Annotated in this window: 14 protein-coding genes and 1 pseudogene; 8 read left to right on the forward strand and 7 right to left on the reverse strand. The window is 51.7% G+C overall.

What is annotated here, in order from left to right:
• Positions 1–13: 13 nt before the first annotated feature.
• The 5 genes from L6H70_RS23180 to L6H70_RS23200 form a co-directional block, all read right to left on the reverse strand.
• Positions 14–895: a carbohydrate ABC transporter permease gene (locus L6H70_RS23180; protein ID WP_236336511.1), complete on the reverse strand. Its 882-nt coding sequence runs from the start codon at positions 893–895 to the stop codon at positions 14–16.
• A gap of 215 nt (positions 896–1110) precedes the next feature.
• Positions 1111–1908, reverse strand: coding sequence for a response regulator (locus L6H70_RS23185; protein WP_236336512.1), 798 nt, complete (start codon positions 1906–1908; stop codon positions 1111–1113).
• 28 nt (positions 1909–1936) lie between these two features.
• The gene (locus L6H70_RS23190) at positions 1937–3709 is read right to left on the reverse strand and encodes a sensor histidine kinase (protein ID WP_236336513.1); all 1773 of its coding nucleotides are present in this window, start codon (positions 3707–3709) and stop codon (positions 1937–1939) included.
• Between the two features lie 214 nt (positions 3710–3923).
• Positions 3924–4952 carry a GDSL-type esterase/lipase family protein gene (locus L6H70_RS23195; RefSeq protein ID WP_236336514.1) on the reverse strand — a complete coding sequence of 343 codons (1029 nt, stop codon included), beginning with the start codon at positions 4950–4952 and terminating at the stop codon, positions 3924–3926.
• A gap of 34 nt (positions 4953–4986) precedes the next feature.
• On the reverse strand, positions 4987–6321 hold the full coding sequence (locus L6H70_RS23200) for an ABC transporter substrate-binding protein (RefSeq protein ID WP_236336516.1): 1335 nt from the start codon (positions 6319–6321) through the stop codon (positions 4987–4989).
• Between the two features lie 285 nt (positions 6322–6606).
• Here L6H70_RS23200 and L6H70_RS23205 point away from each other — a divergent pair, with 285 nt between their 5' ends.
• The 5 genes and pseudogenes from L6H70_RS23205 to L6H70_RS23225 all read left to right on the forward strand — a co-directional run bounded on the left by L6H70_RS23205 (position 6607) and on the right by L6H70_RS23225 (position 11334).
• On the forward strand, positions 6607–6795 hold the full coding sequence (locus L6H70_RS23205; protein WP_236336517.1) for a hypothetical protein: 189 nt from the start codon (positions 6607–6609) through the stop codon (positions 6793–6795).
• Positions 6796–7021: 226 nt separating this feature from the next.
• Positions 7022–9808: a glycoside hydrolase family 3 C-terminal domain-containing protein gene (locus tag L6H70_RS23210; protein ID WP_236336518.1), complete on the forward strand. Its 2787-nt coding sequence runs from the start codon at positions 7022–7024 to the stop codon at positions 9806–9808.
• 178 nt (positions 9809–9986) lie between these two features.
• Positions 9987–10136, forward strand: coding sequence for a hypothetical protein (locus L6H70_RS23215; RefSeq protein WP_236336519.1), 150 nt, complete (start codon positions 9987–9989; stop codon positions 10134–10136).
• A 159-nt stretch (positions 10137–10295) separates the two neighbouring features.
• Positions 10296–10514, forward strand: a pseudogene (locus L6H70_RS23220) (lysozyme inhibitor LprI family protein); the annotation flags it as partial.
• Positions 10515–10704: 190 nt separating this feature from the next.
• A complete protein-coding gene (locus tag L6H70_RS23225; protein ID WP_236336521.1) occupies positions 10705–11334 on the forward strand; it encodes a hypothetical protein in 630 nt (209 codons plus the stop codon).
• 114 nt (positions 11335–11448) lie between these two features.
• Here L6H70_RS23225 and L6H70_RS23230 read toward each other — a convergent pair whose 3' ends face one another.
• Positions 11449–11862: a hypothetical protein gene (locus tag L6H70_RS23230; protein ID WP_236336522.1), complete on the reverse strand. Its 414-nt coding sequence runs from the start codon at positions 11860–11862 to the stop codon at positions 11449–11451.
• Between the two features lie 204 nt (positions 11863–12066).
• On the opposite strand from L6H70_RS23230, the gene L6H70_RS23235 reads away from it, so the two are divergent.
• The 3 genes from L6H70_RS23235 (at position 12067) to L6H70_RS23245 (ending at position 19442) form a co-directional block, all read left to right on the forward strand.
• Positions 12067–15807 (forward strand): alpha-L-arabinofuranosidase C-terminal domain-containing protein, encoded by a 3741-nt coding sequence (locus L6H70_RS23235; protein ID WP_236336523.1) that lies wholly within the window; start codon positions 12067–12069, stop codon positions 15805–15807.
• Between the two features lie 284 nt (positions 15808–16091).
• Positions 16092–18449 carry an EAL domain-containing protein gene (locus L6H70_RS23240; RefSeq protein ID WP_236336525.1) on the forward strand — a complete coding sequence of 786 codons (2358 nt, stop codon included), beginning with the start codon at positions 16092–16094 and terminating at the stop codon, positions 18447–18449.
• Between the two features lie 90 nt (positions 18450–18539).
• Positions 18540–19442 (forward strand): helix-turn-helix domain-containing protein, encoded by a 903-nt coding sequence (locus tag L6H70_RS23245; RefSeq protein ID WP_236336527.1) that lies wholly within the window; start codon positions 18540–18542, stop codon positions 19440–19442.
• 91 nt (positions 19443–19533) lie between these two features.
• Here L6H70_RS23245 and L6H70_RS23250 read toward each other — a convergent pair whose 3' ends face one another.
• Complete coding sequence (locus L6H70_RS23250) at positions 19534–20925, reverse strand: hypothetical protein (RefSeq protein ID WP_236336529.1); 1392 nt, start codon at positions 20923–20925, stop codon at positions 19534–19536.

A 20925-nucleotide genomic window follows, 5' to 3' on the forward strand; every position in this document is an offset into this window, starting at 1 on the left:
TGTTCTCAGCTCCTTAGTAGTGAACCCAGCGTTTCTGGCCCAGCCATTGAATTACGGTGAAAATCATAATAATCAGGAACAGGGCCCAGGATACAGCAGAAGCATAGCCCATTTCGTAATAGCGGAAGGCATTCTGGTAAATAAACAGGGATAACACGGTCGTGCTGTTTCCCGGTCCGCCCTGGGTGATCGCCTGAATGATTCCGAATTGCTTAATCGTCATAATCAGTCCGGTAATCAGCAGCAGAAATGTCGTTGGACTGACCAGCGGCCACAGGATACTGCGTACAGTCTGCCAGGTGCGTGCACCGTCAATTTTGGCGGCTTCCAACAATTCTGCGGATACTTCCTGCAGGGCGGCCAGATAGATGATCATGTTATAGCCGAGCATAAACCAGACCCAGATAATGTCGATGGCATACATTGAGGAATCCATAGTGGATAACCAGCCCGGAGGATTATTTATGCCGATGGAACGCAATATACCGTTGATCGGTCCGTTGTTCGGCTGAAACAGCAGCATCCAGACGAAGGCTACAGCGACGCCGCTTGTAATGTAAGGCATGAAATACAAAGCGCGGAGCAGCTTTTTCAAGTACACGGAACGGTTCAAAATCACGGCCACAATGAACGCCAGCCCGATGGAGACAGGTACAGAGAGCAGAAACAGCAGCGTATTCTTGATTGCCGTATAAAAAATGTCATCGCCAAGCATCCGTTGAATATTGGCCATGCCGGTAAATTTGGTATTGGGACTCATAAACTTGTAATCTGTAAACATGAGGTAAAACGAATAGACGGCAGGGATTATAAAAAATAAAATCACGCCAATCATATTTGGCCCGATAAAAAGATAGCCCAGATACTGCTGCCGTTTCATCCAAGATGCCTTCACATAGCCCCACTCCTTTTGGTCTTTTGCTTGCACATCAAGCATACCAAGTGGGAGAAGGAGGGATAAGGAACAAAACCAATGACTTCATGCTACAGAAATATACATTTTCCCTGGGGGAAGGGCGGTTTCTCCGTAGTTTTGTTCTATGCAAAAAGGGATGACCCGGAAGGCCGCAACGGCCACTGGGACATCCCTATGGAAGGAGAAACGGAGAGCTACATACCGATTGGCTGCTGCCTGCCTTTGTTCGCCTGTCTGAACTGGCTTGGCGTCTGCGAGGTGAGGCGCTTGAATATTTTGATGAAGTAATTATCATTAACGAATCCGACCCGGTTTCCGATCTCATATACGGGCATGTCGGAATGAAGAAGATACTCTATCGCCTGATTGACACGGATTTGGTGCAGGTAATGGATCAGGGTCTGCCCGGTCTTCCTTTTGAAAAGTGTGCTGACATAATTCTCGGCCATCATGACATACTGGGACATCGATTTTACGGTAATATCCTGGTCATAGTTGGCATGCAGATACTGCAGAATCTTCTGGATTTCCGGATGGGAGGTGACCTCCTCAGGAAGCGGGGGCGGCAGCTCAGCGGACATGCTCCGGCTATCCCTGCCGCCGGCCGGACTTGGCTTCGGCAGTTCCTTACTGATCTTCTGCAGCGTCTCGCGCAGCGAATTGACACTCATGGACAGTTTCAATATATAGTTGGAGGCGCCGTATTCCATCGCCTGCCGGACATATTCGAAGTCGCTCATACAGGTAAGCATCACAAAACGGGAGGTGTAGCCTTCTTCCCGGGTTCTTCGGAGCAGCTCCACACCATCCATTTCCGGCATGATGATATCGCTGATGACCAGGTCAGGCGTATCCTGCCGGATCATGTCCAGTGCTTCTGAGCCATTTCCCGCTTCTCCGCTGACGGTAAAGCCCAGCTCTTCCCAGGCGATGATCTCCCGTACCGATTCCCGCACAAATACCTCATCCTCGACCAGCAGTACCTTCCACATGCAGATAACCTCCTAGGTGTACTTGATATTAAGCCGGATGCCCGCTTTCATAAGGGGTAGATAACAGAAACGGAATCGTGAACCGGACCATTACGCCTTCAGCGGAGGAGAGAACCTCAAGCGACCCCTCCCCGCGGAACAGCAGGCGGAGCCGCTCTTTAATATTGGTTAATCCGATACCCGGACGCTTGCCCGGTGTTCGGTTCAGGCCAGCCTGCTCCATGCCGACACCGTTGTCCTTAATCTCTACAATCAGTTTAGACCCGTCGCGGCGTAACGCAATTTGGATGAGCCCGTTACCCTGCAGTGCGGTAATTCCGTGAACAATGGCGTTCTCTACCAGGGGCTGGAGACTAAGCTTGGGCACAAGCGCATAAAGGATGTCTTCCTCATAATCATAGGTTACCTCGAATTTATGGCGGTAGCGGAACTGCTGAATATGGACGTAGGCCTGCACCAGCTCGAGCTCATCCTTCAGGTGAATCAGATCCTTGTCGGTATTCAAGCTGGCTTCCAGCAGCCTGCCGAGGGAGAGGGTCATGTTCGTAATGTCCTCATTATTCTCGCGGATCGCCATCCATTTGATCGTATTCAGCGTATTCAGCAGGAAATGGGGATTCGTCTGCGCCAGCAGCATTTGAAAATGCACAGCTTCCTTCTGGCGTTCCTCCGTCTTCAGCTTCTGAATCAGCAGGTTGGTGTCGTCCAGCATCGTATTGAAGCTCCGGGTCAAATCGAGAATCTCACCGCTGAATTTATGCTCCGGCAGGCGGATTTTCAGGTTTTTTTGCACAGCGGCTTTCATTTTATTCTGTAAATGGGACAAGGGACGGGTAATAGTCGTAGAAATGACCAGCGTGATCATCAGAAAAATTCCCGTCAGGGCGAAGAAGGTAAGGAAGTACCGTTGTTTCAGCCCTTCGATCTCAACAAACAGCACAGACAGGGGGATGCGGTTGACGATATACCAGTCCAGCGACTCTACATAAATATAATTAATCAGTGAATTTGAAGCCTTGTCGATAAAATACTGCTCCCCGGGATGTTCGGCGATCCTGGATTTGACTTCCTCCGCGAGCACGCTGTCCGGGACGGACTGGGAGATATTTTCCCCCGAGCGGGTGATCATAAAGTACTGCTGCTGCAGATCAGACTGCTTGTGAATGGAACGCAGCCAATAGGAATAGTCGATGCTGATCCGTGCCATTCCATAGGTCTGATTCTGCGTGTCCTCCAAATAAGCGTATAGGGACAACAGATAGGCGCTTGTAGATACATCCCTTAACACATAGTTACTGTCACTCGGAACCCAGTGGTAAGAGCTTGTGTTCATCAGGCTTCTGTTAAACCCGGGATTATTGCGCAGGTCCTTGTAAACGAGCGAATCCTTCGGCGGATAAGAAGTGTATACGCTTTCAGTTAAGTCTAAAATCATAAAATAAACCGAGGGATTATATAGAAAGAAGCTGTTGTTCAAATTTTTGAAGATGTTCTCCATCAGCCGTTTATTCTCCAGCTCATTGCGCTGTTCGGGATGAATCAGCACTGACTTTACCGTGTCGTTCTGCTGCAGAAAGATGAGGGTCTTAAAAGCGATGCTGATCTGATCCTCCAGTGTGCGGTACATCTGCTCCAGCTGGTAATGGCTCTGCTGGCTGGTTTTTTTCTGGACCAGGGTCTCGATGCGCTGGAAATTATACAGGTTCAGGGCAGAGAAGGGCAGAAGAATCAAACATACAAAGGCAGTAAACAGACGGTATTTCAACTTCTGAGGAACCAGAAAACGGATAAGTCTGGACACCCGGACGCGACCCCCCATGCGCTGCAGTATGATAAACGGTTCAAGGGCATGCTTTGCTTCAAATTATACCATATTAAAAAATCTGTACAGCCGTTATTTAAAATTGCATGGTTTTGTTGCAGAAACTCAGTCCTCGCACTGAAAAAACAGAGATTTGTTCTATCAGCATGCCTTGACAATATAAAAAGAGCGGGCTATGCCCGCTCCATTCAAGCTATAGTCTGTCAGCCAACAGTGGACGCATGAATCCGGCAAGCCGTTCACCGATTTGAATCATACCGGAATTGGCCGGATGAAGCAGGTCATGGGATAAGCCTCGCCAGTCCTCCAGCAGGTCCCGCCCGTCTACGTAATAAACTCGGGGAAAGCCGGAGCTCTCTGCGGCTTCCTTAAGCACCTGCCTGTATTCAAGGCTGGTGGACTGCATCTCCCGGTCGGGCCAGGACCAGCCGAGATCGGCAAAGCTAGGGAACAGGCCGATGCATACGAGCGGTTTGCCCGGGTGGGCAGAAGCGATGGTATGAATCATGGCCTTCACCTTCCCGCTGAATTCTTCGGCGGGGATGCCTTGGTTGAGCATGTTGACAGACAGGCATAGAGAGGCGATATCCCAATCGCTCCTGGCAGCAATATGATCGGCGATTGCCTGCTCACAATAGGCGGTGCCGGGCATGCCGAGATTAACGGCATCCATTCCAAGCCTCCAGGCGGTCTGGCTGACATAGGACAGCTCAGGGGAAGAAGCCGAGAGGCCGAAGGTAATAGATGTGCCGTAAGCCAAATACCGGAGCGCCGGTACTTCATGCTGTAGCGGGGGGCGGAGCTGCTCCGGTGCCAAGTCGACCAGATGGACCTCGTAGCCCTGGATTACAATCCGCCAGATGGCACCGAAGGACTGCCGCGGAATTTGCTCCCGCCAGGGAGACCTGAACTGGAACATTGGCTCCAGTTCGCCCGTGCGGATGCTCAGCGGTGTTTCCCCGATCACATAATCCTCCATCCAATAGTCGCCGTAGAACACCTGAGCCTTGCTTGCACCGCCATAGCTGGCCAAGGTAATGGAGGCCCCGCCTGCTGAAGCAAACCGGACTTCAATAGCGGTAGCTCTGCGGATTTGCTCCCGCCCCTTCTCCAGCAGTCCGGAGCGGACGGTTTCCGGCACACGCTGCATCAGCAGCCCGGGCCGTCCTTCTATGCGGACCAGTTCCTCCACATTGTGCAGCTCTGCCTGGCCATAGATCATGGTTCCTCCCCCTTTGGTGTGAGGGTAATCCTCCTTATTTGTTCTGTTTCAAATATTCATTATGCCGGCTTACCATGGCACTTAGGGTCTGATCAAGCGATTGTGAGCCAAGGAAATACTTTTCATACTCCTGGGAGCGCAGATCCATAACCTCCTGCGGCAGGCTGCGCACATAAGTTGGTGTAGTATTATCGAACATGACGTACATTAGAGAATCAAGATCATAGGTGTCGCTTTTTTCACCTAAGAGACTTTTCAGCGCTGCTTCCTGGTTGGCATCCTTGGATGCCGGCAGTCTTCCTCCTGCCGCCATAGGCGCCATGCCTCCGTCGGCATACCACTTCAGGAATTCCCAAGCGGCTTCCTGATGTTTGGATTTGGCATTGATCGAGATATAGTCACCTAAACCACCACGGGTCACATACTTGTCCGCACTTTCAGCTAGCCGGGGGACAGGGGCGAAAGCGATTTTGAAATCACGGGGGAAGTCCGTGAAGTTGTTGGAGCTTCTCAGCAGCCATGCCCCGATGTTGAGCATCGGCACCTCACCGCTAAGAAAGACTTGTTCGACCGGCATCTTAGAGGTTAATTGCTCGCCGAGCGGCGGTGTAGTCTTATCGTCGACCATCATCGCATTCAGCGTTTCCAGCCATTTTTTAACGAGGGGATGATCCAGATTGGAGCTTCCGTCCGCCTTGGTGTATCCTTCCTGGGACAGCACAGAATCAATAGGATCGACATAAGGCTCCATATTCTGAATGAATCCGTAGCCTGAACCGGTTCGGAGCTTCTTCGCATATTCGCGGAGCTCATCCCAGGTCCAATCCTTCGGTACCGGCAGATTCGCGGCGTCTAACGCATCTTTGTTGAGTGCAATGAAGTATGAGCTTTTCGTCGTAGGGACACCGTAATACTTGCCGTCAATTTTCCAGCTGTCCGCATCCGCACCCATCTTATCATCGATATTGTAATCACTGAATGAGCCGAGATCGAGCGCCAGATTAGACTCTACCCGTTTTGCGGCGTGGGAGATTGTATAGTTCACGAATAAATCAACATCCTGGCCCGTAATCATAGCAGTATCAAGCTTGAGGTTCCCGTCATCATCATTCACGAAGCGTACATACTCCACTTGAATCTCAGGATGCTCCTTGTTCCAGTTATCGATAACCTCCTGCGGACCGGATTCCGGCGGCACGCCGCCCCACATTTTGAGTGTAACCGTATCTTTTGATTTACCGGAACCGGTGCTGCTAGCGCTTTCATTATTTGAAGCGGATGTATTGCTGCCGTTGCCGGAACATCCCGCAAGCAGCCCCATGAGAAGAACCAGCGATGTGAATCCGGTGAGCCAACGTTTCTTTTTCATAAGCGACAACCTCCCTGTGTGAATCTTGTATTGTCGTTGCAAATCAAGAATAGCAGATCGGGAAAAGCGCCAGAAGTAACAAAATAACGGAGAATATGGAACATAACTTTTCAATTGTCAGGCCGTATTCTGCGGAAATGCATTAAAACGTTCTATTTCATCCTTCGCTCTGCAGTAGCCGTGAAGCGCGAATGTAACCGCATACCTGATTATGCTATAATAGCAGCTAATAGGGATAGAATGAGCACCGTATGCTTTGAAAAATAGACTGGGAGTGTTGCATAAATGAGAGGATATAATATCATGCGGCCGGTTATGCTGATTTTGGTCGCACTGGTGACGAGGACCCTGGTAAACACCATTTGTCTTATGTTTGGGATGACGCCGGAATCGGCAGGCAGTGTGGCGATGATCGGGATGATTATTGCTGCGCTGATCATGTACAACCGGATGATGAAGAGCCGCCGCAAATAAGTGTGTACCGTCTGGACGACATTTACAAGCCCGCTCCCCGAGCGGGCTTTAGCCATTTTTTGAAGAAACTTTGCAGCAATTCTATCAAACCTTTGATTCTTGAAAGGGGATTCTTTATAGTAAGGGTATGCATAGGTTCGTGGAAAATTAGAATTTTCGGGAGGGCTGTACCGCCTTTCTATAGAACCTGCAATGGATAGCGACATGAGAAACGGGAGGAAGCAAATTGAGCACAGATAAAATTGGAATTCCATTAGAAGGCTTTGCTGAATTTAGCAGAGTAGTCGCTGCAGAAGGCGCAGTCCTATTGAAAAATGAAGGGAATATACTGCCGCTCCGCAAGAACGAAACCGCTTCAGTTTTTGGCAGAACCCAAGTGAACTATTACCGCAGCGGTACCGGATCCGGCGGAAGTGTGCATGTAGCCTATACGACCAATCTGCTGGACGGGCTCCGCAGTAAAAAGAATATTAAGGTCAATGAGGAGCTGGCGGCGGTCTATGAGCAGTGGATCGGGCAAAATCCGTTTGACAATGGCGGAGGCGGCTGGGCTGCAGAGCCTTGGCATCAGAAGGAAATGCCGCTGTCTGATGAGCTGGTGCAGCAGGCCAGAAGCCGGTCTGACAAGGCTATCATCGTCATCGGCCGTACAGCCGGAGAAGACCAGGATAATGCCGACGAGCCGGGCAGTTATCAGCTGAATGATGAAGAAAAAGCGATGCTGAAGCAGGTTACGGCTCATTTCGAGCAAACCATTGTCGTGCTGAATGTGTCGAACATTATCGATATGAGCTGGCTGAACGACGATAGCTATGCCAACCCGATTCCTTGTGTTATTTATTCCTGGCAGGGCGGTATGGAAGGCGGCAATGCGATTGCCGACATGCTGGCCGGAGACGTAACACCAAGCGGCAAGCTGACCGATACAATTGCGTATTCCATCGGGGATTATCCTTCAACTGTCAATTACGGCAATGAGTTCACCAACCTGTATCAGGAAGATATCTATGTAGGCTACCGTTACTTTGAAACATTCTGCCCGGAGAAGGTTCAATATGAGTTCGGCTACGGGCTGTCGTATACTACCTTCAGTGTAGAGCCGGAAGAAGCGAAGCTGTCGGTCAAAGACGGCAAGACTTATGCATCGATTGACGTAACCGTAAACAATACGGGCAGTGAGTATGCCGGAAAAGAAGTTGTACAGGTCTATTATGAAGCACCGCAGGGCAAGCTGGGCCAACCGGCCAAGGCGCTGGCGGCTTTCGGCAAGACCGGACTGCTTCAGCCGGGTCAATCGGAGCGGATTACCCTCAGTTTCGCCCTCCAATCCATGGCTTCTTATGATGACGCCGGAGTGACGGGGCATCCGTCCGCTTATGTACTGGAAGCCGGAACCTACCGTCTATATGCGGGAACCAGCGTGAAGAAGGTACAGGCGATTGCGGTTGAAGGACAAGAAGGCTACATTCTGGAGACGCTTGAAGTGGTGGAGCAGCTGCAGGAGGCAATGGCGCCGACCCAGAGCTTTACAAGAATGATGCCGGGAGCCCGCAAGGCAGACGGCACGTATGAACTGACTTATGTGGAAGCGCCGAAGCGGAAGGTGGATATGGCGAAGCGCATTGAGACGAATCTACCGCAGACGCTGCCGCAGACCGGCGATCAAGGCTATAAGCTGCGTGATGTGCATGAAGGCAAAGCCAGCATGGAGGCATTCATCGCCCAGCTGAGCGATGAGGATCTGGCTGCGCTGGTGAGAGGCGAAGGTATGAGCAGTCCGCTCGTTACGCCAGGTACGGCTTCGGCCTTCGGCGGCGTGAGCGACCAGCTGTTCAGCTACGGGATTCCGGTGGCTTGTACATCGGACGGCCCTTCCGGTATCCGTATGGACAGTGGCCAGAAGGCTACCCAGGTAGCAATCGGTACGCTGCTTGCGGCAACCTGGAATGCGGAGCTGGTTGAAGAGCTGTATGTCATGGAAGGCCAAGAACTGCTGAGAAACAACATCGATACCCTGCTGGGACCAGGCCTCAATATCCGCCGCAGCCCGCTGAACGGGCGGAACTTTGAGTATTTCTCAGAGGATCCCCTAATCTCCGGAGTATTCGCTGCTGCCTGCACCCGCGGGATCCATACAGGCGGCTCTAATGCTACTCTGAAGCATTTTGCCTGCAACAACCAAGAGAAATACCGCAGCAAGGTTGATGCGGTGGTGTCTGAACGCGCGCTGCGCGAGATTTATCTGAAAGGCTTCGAAATTGCCGTCAAAGAGGGCGGTGCGAACTCAATTATGACTTCGTACAATCCGGTGAACGGCCACTGGGCGGCGTCGAACTATGACCTCAACACCACGATCCTGCGCGGGGAATGGGGCTTCAAAGGCATTGTGATGACCGACTGGTGGGCGGTTATGAACGATGTTGTTGATGGAGGAGCTCCAGACCGCAAGTTTACGAACTGGATGGTCCGCGCCCAGAATGACCTGTACATGGTGGTTAGCAACTATGGTGCAGAGACTAATGCCTATGGCGATAATACGATTGAATCCCTGGCGGACGGTACGCTTACCCGTGGTGAGCTGCAGCGCAATGCCATCAATATCTGCGAGTTTATTATGCAGGCACCGGTGTTCTCCAGAGATCAGGTGATTGAAGAGACTGTGGAAGCTTTCACCGCTAATCCCGCACTGTCAGAGGAGCAGGCACAATCCGTGTCCGGGCAAGGGCAGATCAGACTGGCGGCTGAGGGAGGGACCCTCATGAAGGTTGAACAGGCCGGTGTGTACCGGCTCTTCGCCCGCGTGATGTCTCCGGACACTGAGCTGGCGCAGAGCGCCTGCAACGTGACCCTTAACGGCCAGACGCTGACAACCGTTCAAACGAACGGGACGGATGGCAATTGGATTCAGCTGAAGCTGAATAAGGCTGAGCTGGAAGCAGGCCTGTATGAAATGAAGTTCGAGCATATTAAGCCGGGTATGCAGATTGAATGGATTGAATTCAAGCAGGTGTAGTACAGGCAGCGCATGAGATTATAAGCTACAACCCAAGGACACTCTGGCCCCGGCCGGGTGTCTTTGGTTTTTTGGTTAAGTAATACGTATAGTAACAATCTGCCTCCCGGCTCCGTCTTAAGGATATCATCCATAAGTTCACGTTAGACTATAACCCCAAAGGGAGCTGAAAGATGCTATGAGAAAAACAATACTGTTAACGATAATAGTATGCGCTCTGGTACTCGCCGGCTGCGGCAATAACGGCGCTAATAATGCGGACTCGGGCGATTCTAGTCAAGGCGAACAGGCGACTGCGTCTCCAGCGGCTGCATCCCCGGCCAGCTAACAAACGCCTGCCGCCTCCGGCGGCAAGCAGGAATATCTCGCCAAGCTGGATGCTATAGAAGCAGGACTCAAGGATCTGCAAAGCTTATATGATTCCGGTGTCACCTCATCCATGAGAGAGGCTGCGAATGAAGAGTACGAACGGTGAGATAGGGCTCTAAATGAAATTTATAAGGAGTTCAAGCAGCAGTTACCGGAGAACGAAATGGTAGAACTGAAAGAGAAGCAGCTGGACTGGATCACCTACAGGGACGAACCAGCAAAGAAAGCATCCTTAGAGTTTGAAGGCGGAACCATAGAGCCGCTGGAGTATGTAGCAGTACTGGGGAGCGTTACGAAGGACAGATACTACGAGTGGGTCAACTTGTATATGAACTAAAGAATGATAAATAACGTGTAAAAAGACAATTAATTGAAAATACCATTATTAAGAAACCGACTTCATAAGAGTTCCGGTTTCTTTTTATTTGGCAGTAATTATCATATTTGTATAATGGTATTAGTAATAAATCCGATATATATGTAAAGGGTGTACTTGAAAGAAGCAAAGGGGAAAGGATGGATAACATATGGATAATAGCAGCCAGCCTGAACATACTGAAGTTATAGTGACCCAAAGAGACGTTGATAATATCTTACTGTTTATCGGTTATTTAATATTCGTTCTTATTCTACTTCGTTATTTTGGCTTGGTCTCCCTGATATTGCTTAACGTAGTGACTATATGGTATCTCAACAGGGTGAGAATGTTTGATAGAGTTGGATTGCTGCAGCCGGTATTGTTAGGAGTTGTTATACAAAGTGTTTTTCCTTTCTTGATAGGTCTAACCTCTGTGGATTACCTTATGATTGTCATAAAAACCCTTGCTTCACATGATGTTAAAGAGAATGACCGCTATATCACCCTTGCAATCTTATATATGTTAATTACAGTAATTGTCACTATATTCAATCATATGTTCTTAAAAAAACAGGCGAAGTATAAGGAGAATTTAGGCCCTGCACTGGAAATGGGTAAACTTGTAATTTGGGAGAGTGGTCTTTTATTTAGTATTTCTGTCCTTATTGACGGAATAGAAGATGTTCACATTAAAGTTTCCTATTTGTTAATCCTTGCACCAATTATCCTGTGCAATCATGGGTTTAAGTATGGGCTTGAAATGGAAAAGGTACGTAAACCAAAAGGGGAAAATAGATAATTATTTTAAAATGCACCGGAAATTATTATCTGCCCAAAACTTAAGATAATAGTAGTTAAACAAGGACTGTTCCAAACCGCCGATGTTATGGCGAACGGAACAGTCCTTTTGCTGTTATTTGCCCATGAGTCCCTTAAGCCCTTCCATAAACGGTCGGATCTGCTTGATCATGCCGTAGCCCATCTTCACGACAGGCATTGCCCGCTGAATCATCCCGAAGAAGCGGAGTCCGCCGCCCATGATGCCGCCCAGGCCCGCGCCCCCGGCACCGCCGGCTCCGCCCATACCGCCCATGCCGCCAAGCAGCGGCCCCAGAAGCGGCATAAACGCGGACACTTCCGCCCGCTCTGCGCGGGACGGTGTTCTTCCCGGTTTGGAACGGGAGCGCGGCCCGGCGGAGAGGATCACAGCCTCCTTTTCACAGCCGGTTATCCATCCTACGTACGTCTGACCGTTTTGCAGCGTAATGCAGACCTTGCGGCCTTTCAGCTGTTTGGCCTGCTTACGGACTTTTGCTGAATTTCCCATCAAGGATCACCTCGCCTTCCTATTTACTTCTATAGTACACAGGGAATTGCAGACTGCTTGTGCTATCCGGACAAAAAAATGATGCGGTCTGTTCACAATTAACAGTTGAGAAATAAGCGCAGGATAGGGTAGTATATCAATATACTATTTATATTTATAAATTGATTTATATTTATATTAAATAAATGACAGGGAGAGACCATAATGACGAATTTCCGCGATCAGATCATTGCCCATTACAAGTTCGAGGATGCAGTACATACCGGTAAAGACAGCTCCGGCCAGGGGCGGGACGGAGTGGCTTCCGGCCAAGTGCCACCAGCAGTCTCGGAGGTGAACGGCCGGATGGCTGTAACGTTTGCGGGAGGGCCCAGCGGTACTTCCTTCGTCCAGCTGCCTGCTGATCTGCTTAAGGATGTAAGCGACAACACGGGCGTGACGGTAGCAGCGTGGGTTAATTTCGGTAAGGGTGCGAATGTCTGGGAGCGAATTTTTGACTTCGGCAAGGGGGAAGCAGGACCTTACTTGTTCCTGACTCGTAACCTGCGCGGGACGCTGTCGGCCGGGGGCGATTTGGTTGTTGATCCGGGCAGGGGCTTCGCCGGGGGCGAGTGGATGCACATTGCCCTGTCTGTACTCGGGACCCAAGGCGGCACCTTAAGCAGCGCGGGTCCTGTGGTGTATGTGAACGGGGAAGCGGTGGCCGACGGCTCGATCAGCCAGACTTCCAGCGGCAACTACGCCCAGCTGCGCAGATGGTTCGAATCATTTACGGATGCCGGCAACTATAGCCGGAACTTTATTGGCCGTTCGCAGTATGAGGCCGATGCCGATTTTGCCGGATCGCTCTCCGATCTGCGGATTTATAAGGCCGGGCTGTCGATGGACGAGGTTATTGAAGTGATGTGCGAGTCCCTGACAGATGAAGAGATCGTGAAGCTGGCCAGAGACAAGTATCTGTCGTTCCCGACCTCAATTGTTACGGAGGATCTGACTTTGCCGTCAGCGCTGATGGGCGGAAAAGTGAACGTAACCTGGGCATCGAGCCAGCCTGCGGTGCTGTCTAATCAGGGGCAGATTCAGCAGATAGACGCGGCGCAGGCCGTAAGCATTACTGCTGGTTTAAGCAGAGGTGCAGTTTTGATCGAGAAAAGCTTTGCCGTCTCCGTGCTTCCGCAGCATCTGCCGCCTTACACGCTGACCATCCATGGCAATCAGGAAGTGCTGGATGTCAGCGAAGTGATGTACGGCCTGTTCTATGAGGACATTAATAATGCGGCGGATGGCGGGATCTATGCGGAGCTGGTGCAGAACCGTTCGTTCGAATCCTTTGCCTTCGATACCTACTCCCATGCCTCCGGCGAATGCGGCTGCTCCACCGGACGGAACCGGGAGCCGCTGTTCGCCTGGTCCGGTGATACAGACAAGATGGCTCCGCAGCATCACGACGGCTTAAATGAATTCTTCGGGATCACCGATAAGGACGTAAACTCCTATTACGTGACAGTAGCGGACGGCGCAACGATCCGTAACCGCGGGTTTGCCGATTCCAACCAGCACTGTGCGATGTCGGTCAAGACGGGTGAGAAGTATGATTTCACGATCTGGGCAAAGGCGGAGTCGGAGGGTACAATCACGCTCCAGCTTCAAGATACGGACGGCGCTGCAATCAGTGATTCGGTTACCGTAGAAGTTGAAGGCGGGAACACCTGGAAGAAATACGGGGTGGAGCCGGGGATCGTATTAACGGGCTCTTCTACAGTTCTGGGCCAGCTGGCGCTGACTTTTGCCGGTGAGATCTCCATCGATATGGTTTCACTCATGCCGCGTGATGTCTGGGGTGCGGGAGAAGAACCGCGTTCGCAGTCGGCCCATTCCAACTATAATGGCAACCCGAACTACAGGCTGAGAAAAGATCTGGTGAATGCGCTTGTCGATATGCATCCGAAGTTCCTGCGCTTCCCGGGCGGCTGTATTTCCGAGGGTTCCTTCATCTGGGAGAATGTCTACGACTGGAAGGATTCGATCGGCGACATTGAGCTGCGCAAAGAGAATTTTAACGTCTGGGGCTACATGATGACCATGGGTCTGGGCTATATGGAATATTTCCAGCTGGCTGAAGATCTGAATGCTACTCCGCTTCCGGTAATGGCCTGCGGCGTGCTGTGCCAGGCCCGTTCGGACTATGCCCACCCTGCAGGCGGGGAGCTCCGCGATTACTATATCAAGAACTTTACCGATCTGATCGATTTTGCCATCAGTATGGACTTTGAGCACAATGAGTGGGCGGCTATGCGCCGGAAAATGGGCCATGAGGCGCCGTTTGACCTGCGTTACCTGGGCGTTGGCAATGAGAACTGGGGCACGGAATTCTTCGCTAACTTTGAAGTATTCAAGACTTCTATTGATGCTTACATGGAACGGAATTATCCGGGGTACACGCTGCACATTATCTCTACAGTCGGTGCACAGGCGGATGACGATGCCTATCAGCAGGGCTGGAAATTCCTCAGCGGTAATCTGAGCGGTTCGGCGGAGGTTGCTTTTGCCGACGGGCAGAAAGTCATTCAAGAGACGGTGACCTGGTACAAGGATCAGCCGAACTACATGGATACTATTGCAGACGAGCACTATTACCGTTCCAATGAGTACCTGCTCAAGAACGCAGACCGGTATAACTACTACTATAGAGCTTATCAGGCAGACGGCAGTATAGACTGGAAGGAAACCTCCAAGGTTTTTGTCGGAGAATATGCTTCCACAGATAAAAATACGCTGGCCGGCGCAGTCGCCGAGGCTGCGGTCATGACCGGCTTTGAAAATAATGCTGATGTCGTGCTGCTGGCCGCTTATGCTCCGCTGTTCAACAAAGTGCTGACGGACGGCACGTACCGCTGGACACCGGACTGCATCTGGTTTGATGATGAGACCGTCTGGTTCACGCCGAACTATTATGTGCAGCAGCTCTACGCTAAATATTTGGGCAATAAAGTACTGGCAACCTCCTTCTCCACATACAAAAACGGTAAGCCCGCAGCGCTGATCCCGCACGGCGGCATTGAAATTGCCGCAGGCAATGCTGAGGTGCTGGTGAAACGTGTGACTGTAACCTCGAACAAGGACGGCAGTGTACTGCTTGAGCAAGACTTCACCCGGGAACTGAATCCGGCTTGGCAGGTGATCCCGGGTTCTGCAGGCAGCTCGCTACAAGCCGGCGAAGGTCTTGTGCTGAAGGCGCAAAGCGGCGGACGGAACGGTCTGTACCTCCTGAACGACAGCTGGAGTGACTATACAGTGGAAGTTATTGCCTCGAAGGCTGCGGGCGAAGACGGTTTCTACGTAGGTGTGGGGTTAACGGATATGTCAGCAGAACATAAAAATGTCCTCGAATACGCCATCGGCTACGGCGGCAATGCTACCGGCGTCAAGGTCTTCAAGGATGGTGTAGAGGCTTATACACTCGGGGATTACTCCTCCAGTACGGCGGCGGGCAACCTGAGAGCGGCCAGCTATGAAGCTCTCGCTGACAACACCGATTACACAATTACTGTGAACTATGGCGGTGCTGACGGCAGCGATCTGATCTGCTCGTATACAGACGGCCGGGCGGCAAGCAAGGTTCTCGATTACAAGCTGGAGGCTTACAACAGCGAAGTGTTTAACTCGGTCACCAAGGATGCGGAGCATGTGTACGTGAAGCTGGTTAATCCGGATGATGTAGCTAAGGCGACAGAGCTGAAGCTTGAGGAACTGGACGTAGAATCTGCTGCGAAGCTGATTACGTTAACCGGCGACGCCCCGCTAGTCCATGTGCCTAACGTCAATCAGAAGAATAATGAAAGAATTGTTCCGCAGGAGCGCGAAATATCACTCGCGAAGGACACAGTCATTCTTAACCTGCCGGCGAACTCAGTCAATGTGCTGGTGCTGGATTTGAAGGGGTAAGGCGTAAGGCGTAAGTTATCCATAAGTTTTAGTATATCTTCCGGTAATTCACCGGAAATGGAATCAGGCGGCCTCTTTCGGGGCCGCTATTTCTCTTAAGCCGGCCTGGAATTTGCCGCCGGCTTCTATGATAATGCACATGGAGTTCAGGAGGTTGGCCCGGCATGTGTGTTTATTCCGTTATAAGTCTATACATTCCGGGCGGAATCGTCGATATTAGTAGAGAGAGATTACACTGCTCGTCAGATTTACTATTTTGAAATCGACTTCCTAGGAGATTTATCATGAAGCTGCGGACCAAGATTGTACTGTTTATTATAACTATTTCTCTGCTCGCCCTCGCCTCTACATATGTGATTTCGCAGGAGATTTTTCTGGACCGCTTCACGGAGTTAGACCAGGAAGCGCTGGAAGGGCGCATGTCCGATATCATCCAGACCTACGAATCGGAGCTTCAGGGTATGAACGAGACGATGCTCAATTATTCGGCATGGGACGAGACCTATGACTATGTCTCCTCCCGAACGTCGGGGGACCTGCAGAATTCCTATATTCTCAGCAATTATGACGAGGGGACTTTTCAGAGCAACCGGTTTGATCTTATGGCACTGATCAACCGGAGCGGCAGTCCCGTCTATAGCGGCCTGTATGACTACAGCGGAGAGACGGTAATACCGGTGACACGGGAAATTGTCAGTCTTTTTGGCGATATCCGGGAACGGCTGGATCCTTTTACGAAACCAGAGGACCGTTTCTCCGGATTAGTCATGTTGAATGACAGTCCCATGCTGATTACCTTACAGCCTGTTCTCCACAATGATATGACAGGTCCCGCCGCCGGGATGGCGGTGGCCGGCCGGAAGCTGGATGATACAGAGATCAGCCGGATCGGGGCCCTTAGTCCGTCCGGTATAACCGTAGAGAAGGCTTCTGGTGACCTGCTGAAGGAGAGCCGGGGGCAGAACATATGGGTGAGTTATTTGCCCGAAAACCGGCTGGAGGGTCATGCCGTTATCTACGATCTGTTCGGCAACCCGGGAATCGTGATTTCCATAGAACAGTCGCGTCATTTTTATGAAATCGGCAAAAAAGCGATGGCTAATTTCACGCTGTTCTTCGTGATCTCCACCCTGGGTATATGCGTGCTCAGCCTGCTGTTTGTGAAACGTACCATTCTGTCCCGGATGGCGGCTCTCATCCGCGGGATCCGGATGATTGGCAAAAGCCATGATCTGTCGATCCGTCTCGATATCCGGGGACGGGATGAACTCAGTGAGGTAGAAGTGGAGTTCAACCGGATGATATCCTCGCTCGAAACTGCACAGGAAGAGCTGCACCGGCAGGCTATGGTCGACCCGTTAACCCAGCTGCCGAACCGCGCATTCTTTTTTGAGACGCTGAACCGGGTTATTCAGAAGGCCAAGCTCCAGGGCCGGCAGATTGTTCTGCTGTTCATCGACCTCGATCACTTCAAAGCGGTCAATGATACCTGGGGGCATGACTTCGGGGATGCGGTCCTCAAGCAGATCGCGGGCCGGCTAGCCGGTGCAGTAGGACCGGATGATCTGGTGTCCCGGCTTGGCGGGGATGAGTTCACGATTCTTCTCTCCCGTTTTTCCGGTACAGAGGATATCCAGGCCCAGATCGCCAAAATCCAGCAGGTGCTGGCTGAACCGCATACGCTGAACGGCCAGTTATTCCATAGTACGGCGAGCATCGGGGTCAGCATCTATCCGCAGAATGGAGAGGATGCCGAGCTTCTCGTCAAGGCCGCCGATTTGGCGATGTTTCAGGTCAAGGAGAACGGACGGAACAATATATTCCGCTATTCGGAAAGGCTGGAAGAGGCCTTCAGCCGCAAAAAGGTGATCGGGAGACAGCTGCGCTCCGCCGTCGACAACGGCGAGCTGGAAATGCATTATCAGCCGATTCTCTCGGCATCGAAGCTTGATATCGTCAAGGTTGAGGCGTTGCTGCGCTGGAAAAGCCCAACGTTCGGGCCGGTGTCACCCGCTGAATTCATTCCGCTGGCTGAAGCTGGCGGGTCGATCCTCGGTATCGGTAACTGGGTGCTCCGCAAGGTCTGTGCAGACCTGCGCAGCTTCAAAGATCAAGGCATCCGGCTGAAGGCAGCCGTCAATATCTCGGGCCTGCAGCTTATGCAGCCCGGTCTGCCGGGGCAATTGTCGGAGGCGCTGGGAGACAACGGGCTTACAGCAGACAGCCTGGAGCTGGAAATTACCGAGACGATGCTGATGTCGGACGAATCCATCATCACCTCTCTCGCAGATCTTCGCAGCATGGGCTTTTGCATTTCGCTCGATGATTTTGGCACCGGCTTCTCGTCGCTGAGCTACCTGCGGACCTTCCCGGTAGATCTTATCAAGATTGACCGCTCCTTCGTAGCCGGTATTCAGCCAGGGGCTTCCGACGATACACTGGTCCGAGCGATCATCGAACTCAGCCACAACCTCGGTCTGCGTGTTGTTTCCGAAGGCGTGGAACTGAAGGAACAGTTCGACCTGCTGTGCAATCTTGGCAGCGATGAGCTTCAAGGCTACTTCATCAGCAGACCGCTGCCGGCTCCGTCCCTGGTAGATTTTATGATGAGCTATGCGTCAGCTGCCGCCACAAGGGAGTGATATATAAAAGGGCGCTAGAGGACTGCAATTGAGATCAAATCTGGAACTTTCTTCTTTGCTAAGATCAATAGCGAAAGGAGAGAAACTTCAATGGCTGAATGGAACGAGCTGGTCCAGCTCATGATCGATTGGATTGACAGTGATCTTACAGCTGCACCTACGCTTCCCAGAATGTCGGAACAGCTTGGCTATTCCCCGTATTATTGCACCAAGCAGTTCCATGCCCTGACCGGAATGACGATCCGGGATTATATCTGGCTGCGCCGGATCAGCCGTGCCGCCCTGGAGCTCCGCGATACGGACACGCGCATACTGGATATTGCCGTTAAGTACGGGTTTTCTTCACAAGAGGCGTTCTCACGGGCTTTTGTGAAGGCGTTTAAGTTAACACCCAAAGCTTACCGCATCTCCCGGAGACCGATTCCGCTCGCCATTCGTGCCGAGGTATTCTCTCCTTATCATTACTTGATGAAGGAGCGGGAAAAGATGAAAGAGGTTCATATGCAGGCTGCGGAGATCAATCTTGAATTCATACCGGCCCATAAATTTATTGGAATCTGGGACCCGGATTCTGCCGACTACGGCGGGTTCTGGAATAACGGCCATGACTGCGACGAAGTGTCGGGAACGCTGGAGAGTATGTCCCACCACACCCTCGAAGGACAGCTGGGGCAGACGGCCGGATGGTTCTACCAGAACAGACAAAAGGGATATTTGTACGGAATTCCTGTACCGGCGGATTATGCCGGAGAGATCCCTGCGGGAATGGAGTGCCGGGATATTCCGGCCTCGGATTACCTTGTTTTTTTCCACCCGCCGTTTAATTATTTGCAGGATAATGGCGAGGTCATGCGTACGGTAGAAGAGGTAGCCTGGAATTACAATCCAAAGGTAATGGGCTATGTCTGGGATGAGGACGAGAAGCAGGATTATCAGCGCCATTTCCCGGAAGGCTACGGATATGCGGTACTGCGTCCGGTGAAGAAGGTTTAGATACTAAATAAATACCGCACTAGGAAAGGGATGTCCCATAAGCCGGAAAATGGCGGCTTGGAACATCCCTATTTGCCCCGGAATGTACTCCTTATTCCGATTCTTCTCTATACCCAAGCAGCCGCCCGGCCAGCTCATCTCCCCGGTGTTCGAGCGCAGCCACGGTATGCAGAAGCTCCGCCTGCTGCTCCCGCTGACTCTGATCCCACAGCTGCTTCAGGGAAGCCTGGGCCTGCTGCAGGGCGGCCGGTTCCTTCATATGGCTGAAGAAATGATCAAGCAGCGCGTATATTTGTTCATATACGGTGGTCATTTCGCTTAAGATCACGTAAGCGGACGGGTCCTGCAAAAGCGGCAGCGAGGCTTGCAAGTAGGCGGCAGCGCTTCTCCGGGCATCGTTCAGTGCCATCAGGCAGAAGTGATTCACGCTGTAGCGGCGTGTGAACGTTTCGGCACCGGCTGCCTGGTACCAGGCGTGATCAAGCAGGCCCTCCGCCCAGGCGGCCAAAGCGCTGTATCCCAGCCGGTAGCCATGATTCTCTCCAGCCTGCATAGAGTCCATCTTCACCTGGAGGGAGGCATACAGACTGTCCAGCGCTGGCCGGATCGGGCCATGCTTTTCAATATAGAGCAGCTTATACGGCCAATGGTCTACATACAAATACCCTTTGCTGGCCTCCATAGCTTCCCGGAATTCCGGATCCTCCTGCAGCTCACTAAAGGTCTCGTCATCAAAATAGCTGCGGCACAGCAGGGTGCTGCCGTCATCGAGATATCCCGTAATGACTCCCCACTCGGGGGCGACCCTTGGATTCAGGGCAACCGGAAGTTGATGTTTATGAAGGCTCTCCATGATTTGCAGCTTCTCCCGTCTGCGTTCCTCAGGTGTAAGCCGGTTCGCCCAGCTGGCCTTAAGCCCATAAGCACTGAAGGCTGGTGCAGCATAGTCATAGGCGACGAGAGCATCTGCTGAGCTGTAGTCCCACACCGGTGTAAAAGCTATCCGCCAGCAGGCTCCGGAAACTCCCATAACCTCCTCATAGCGGGTATCTATACCCATAGCGGACAGCGAGGTATAAAGCGCCCCTGCCCACGAACAATCCATTCCCTTACCAAAGCCCAGGCGGCCTACGTTCTCTGCGATGTAATGCTCACGGGAAGACCCGCCCGCAAACAGTCTCGTCCGGTCAGAACTGTAGCGGACCTGTTCCCCCTCCATACAGCTGAGCGCATGAATTCCGTCTGCATTCAGATAGACGAGCAGCAGATACTCGTTGCCCTCATGCCCCATTCCGCTAGGGAAAAGCTCCTGATCTACCGTAAAATGCGGCCACTGAAAATACGCATAATGCTTCATCTTCCCCAGCACATCCCGGCTGGCATGTTCATTGCCGTATGCGGCATGGACAATCTCCAGCTCGCTTTTGCCAAGGGTATAGCCTTTCGAATGCACGTCGATCGCCAGAACCTGGTCTTTCAGCAC

The organism is Paenibacillus auburnensis (assembly GCF_927798115.1).
GTDB classification, from domain to species: domain Bacteria; phylum Bacillota; class Bacilli; order Paenibacillales; family Paenibacillaceae; genus Paenibacillus_AQ; species Paenibacillus_AQ auburnensis.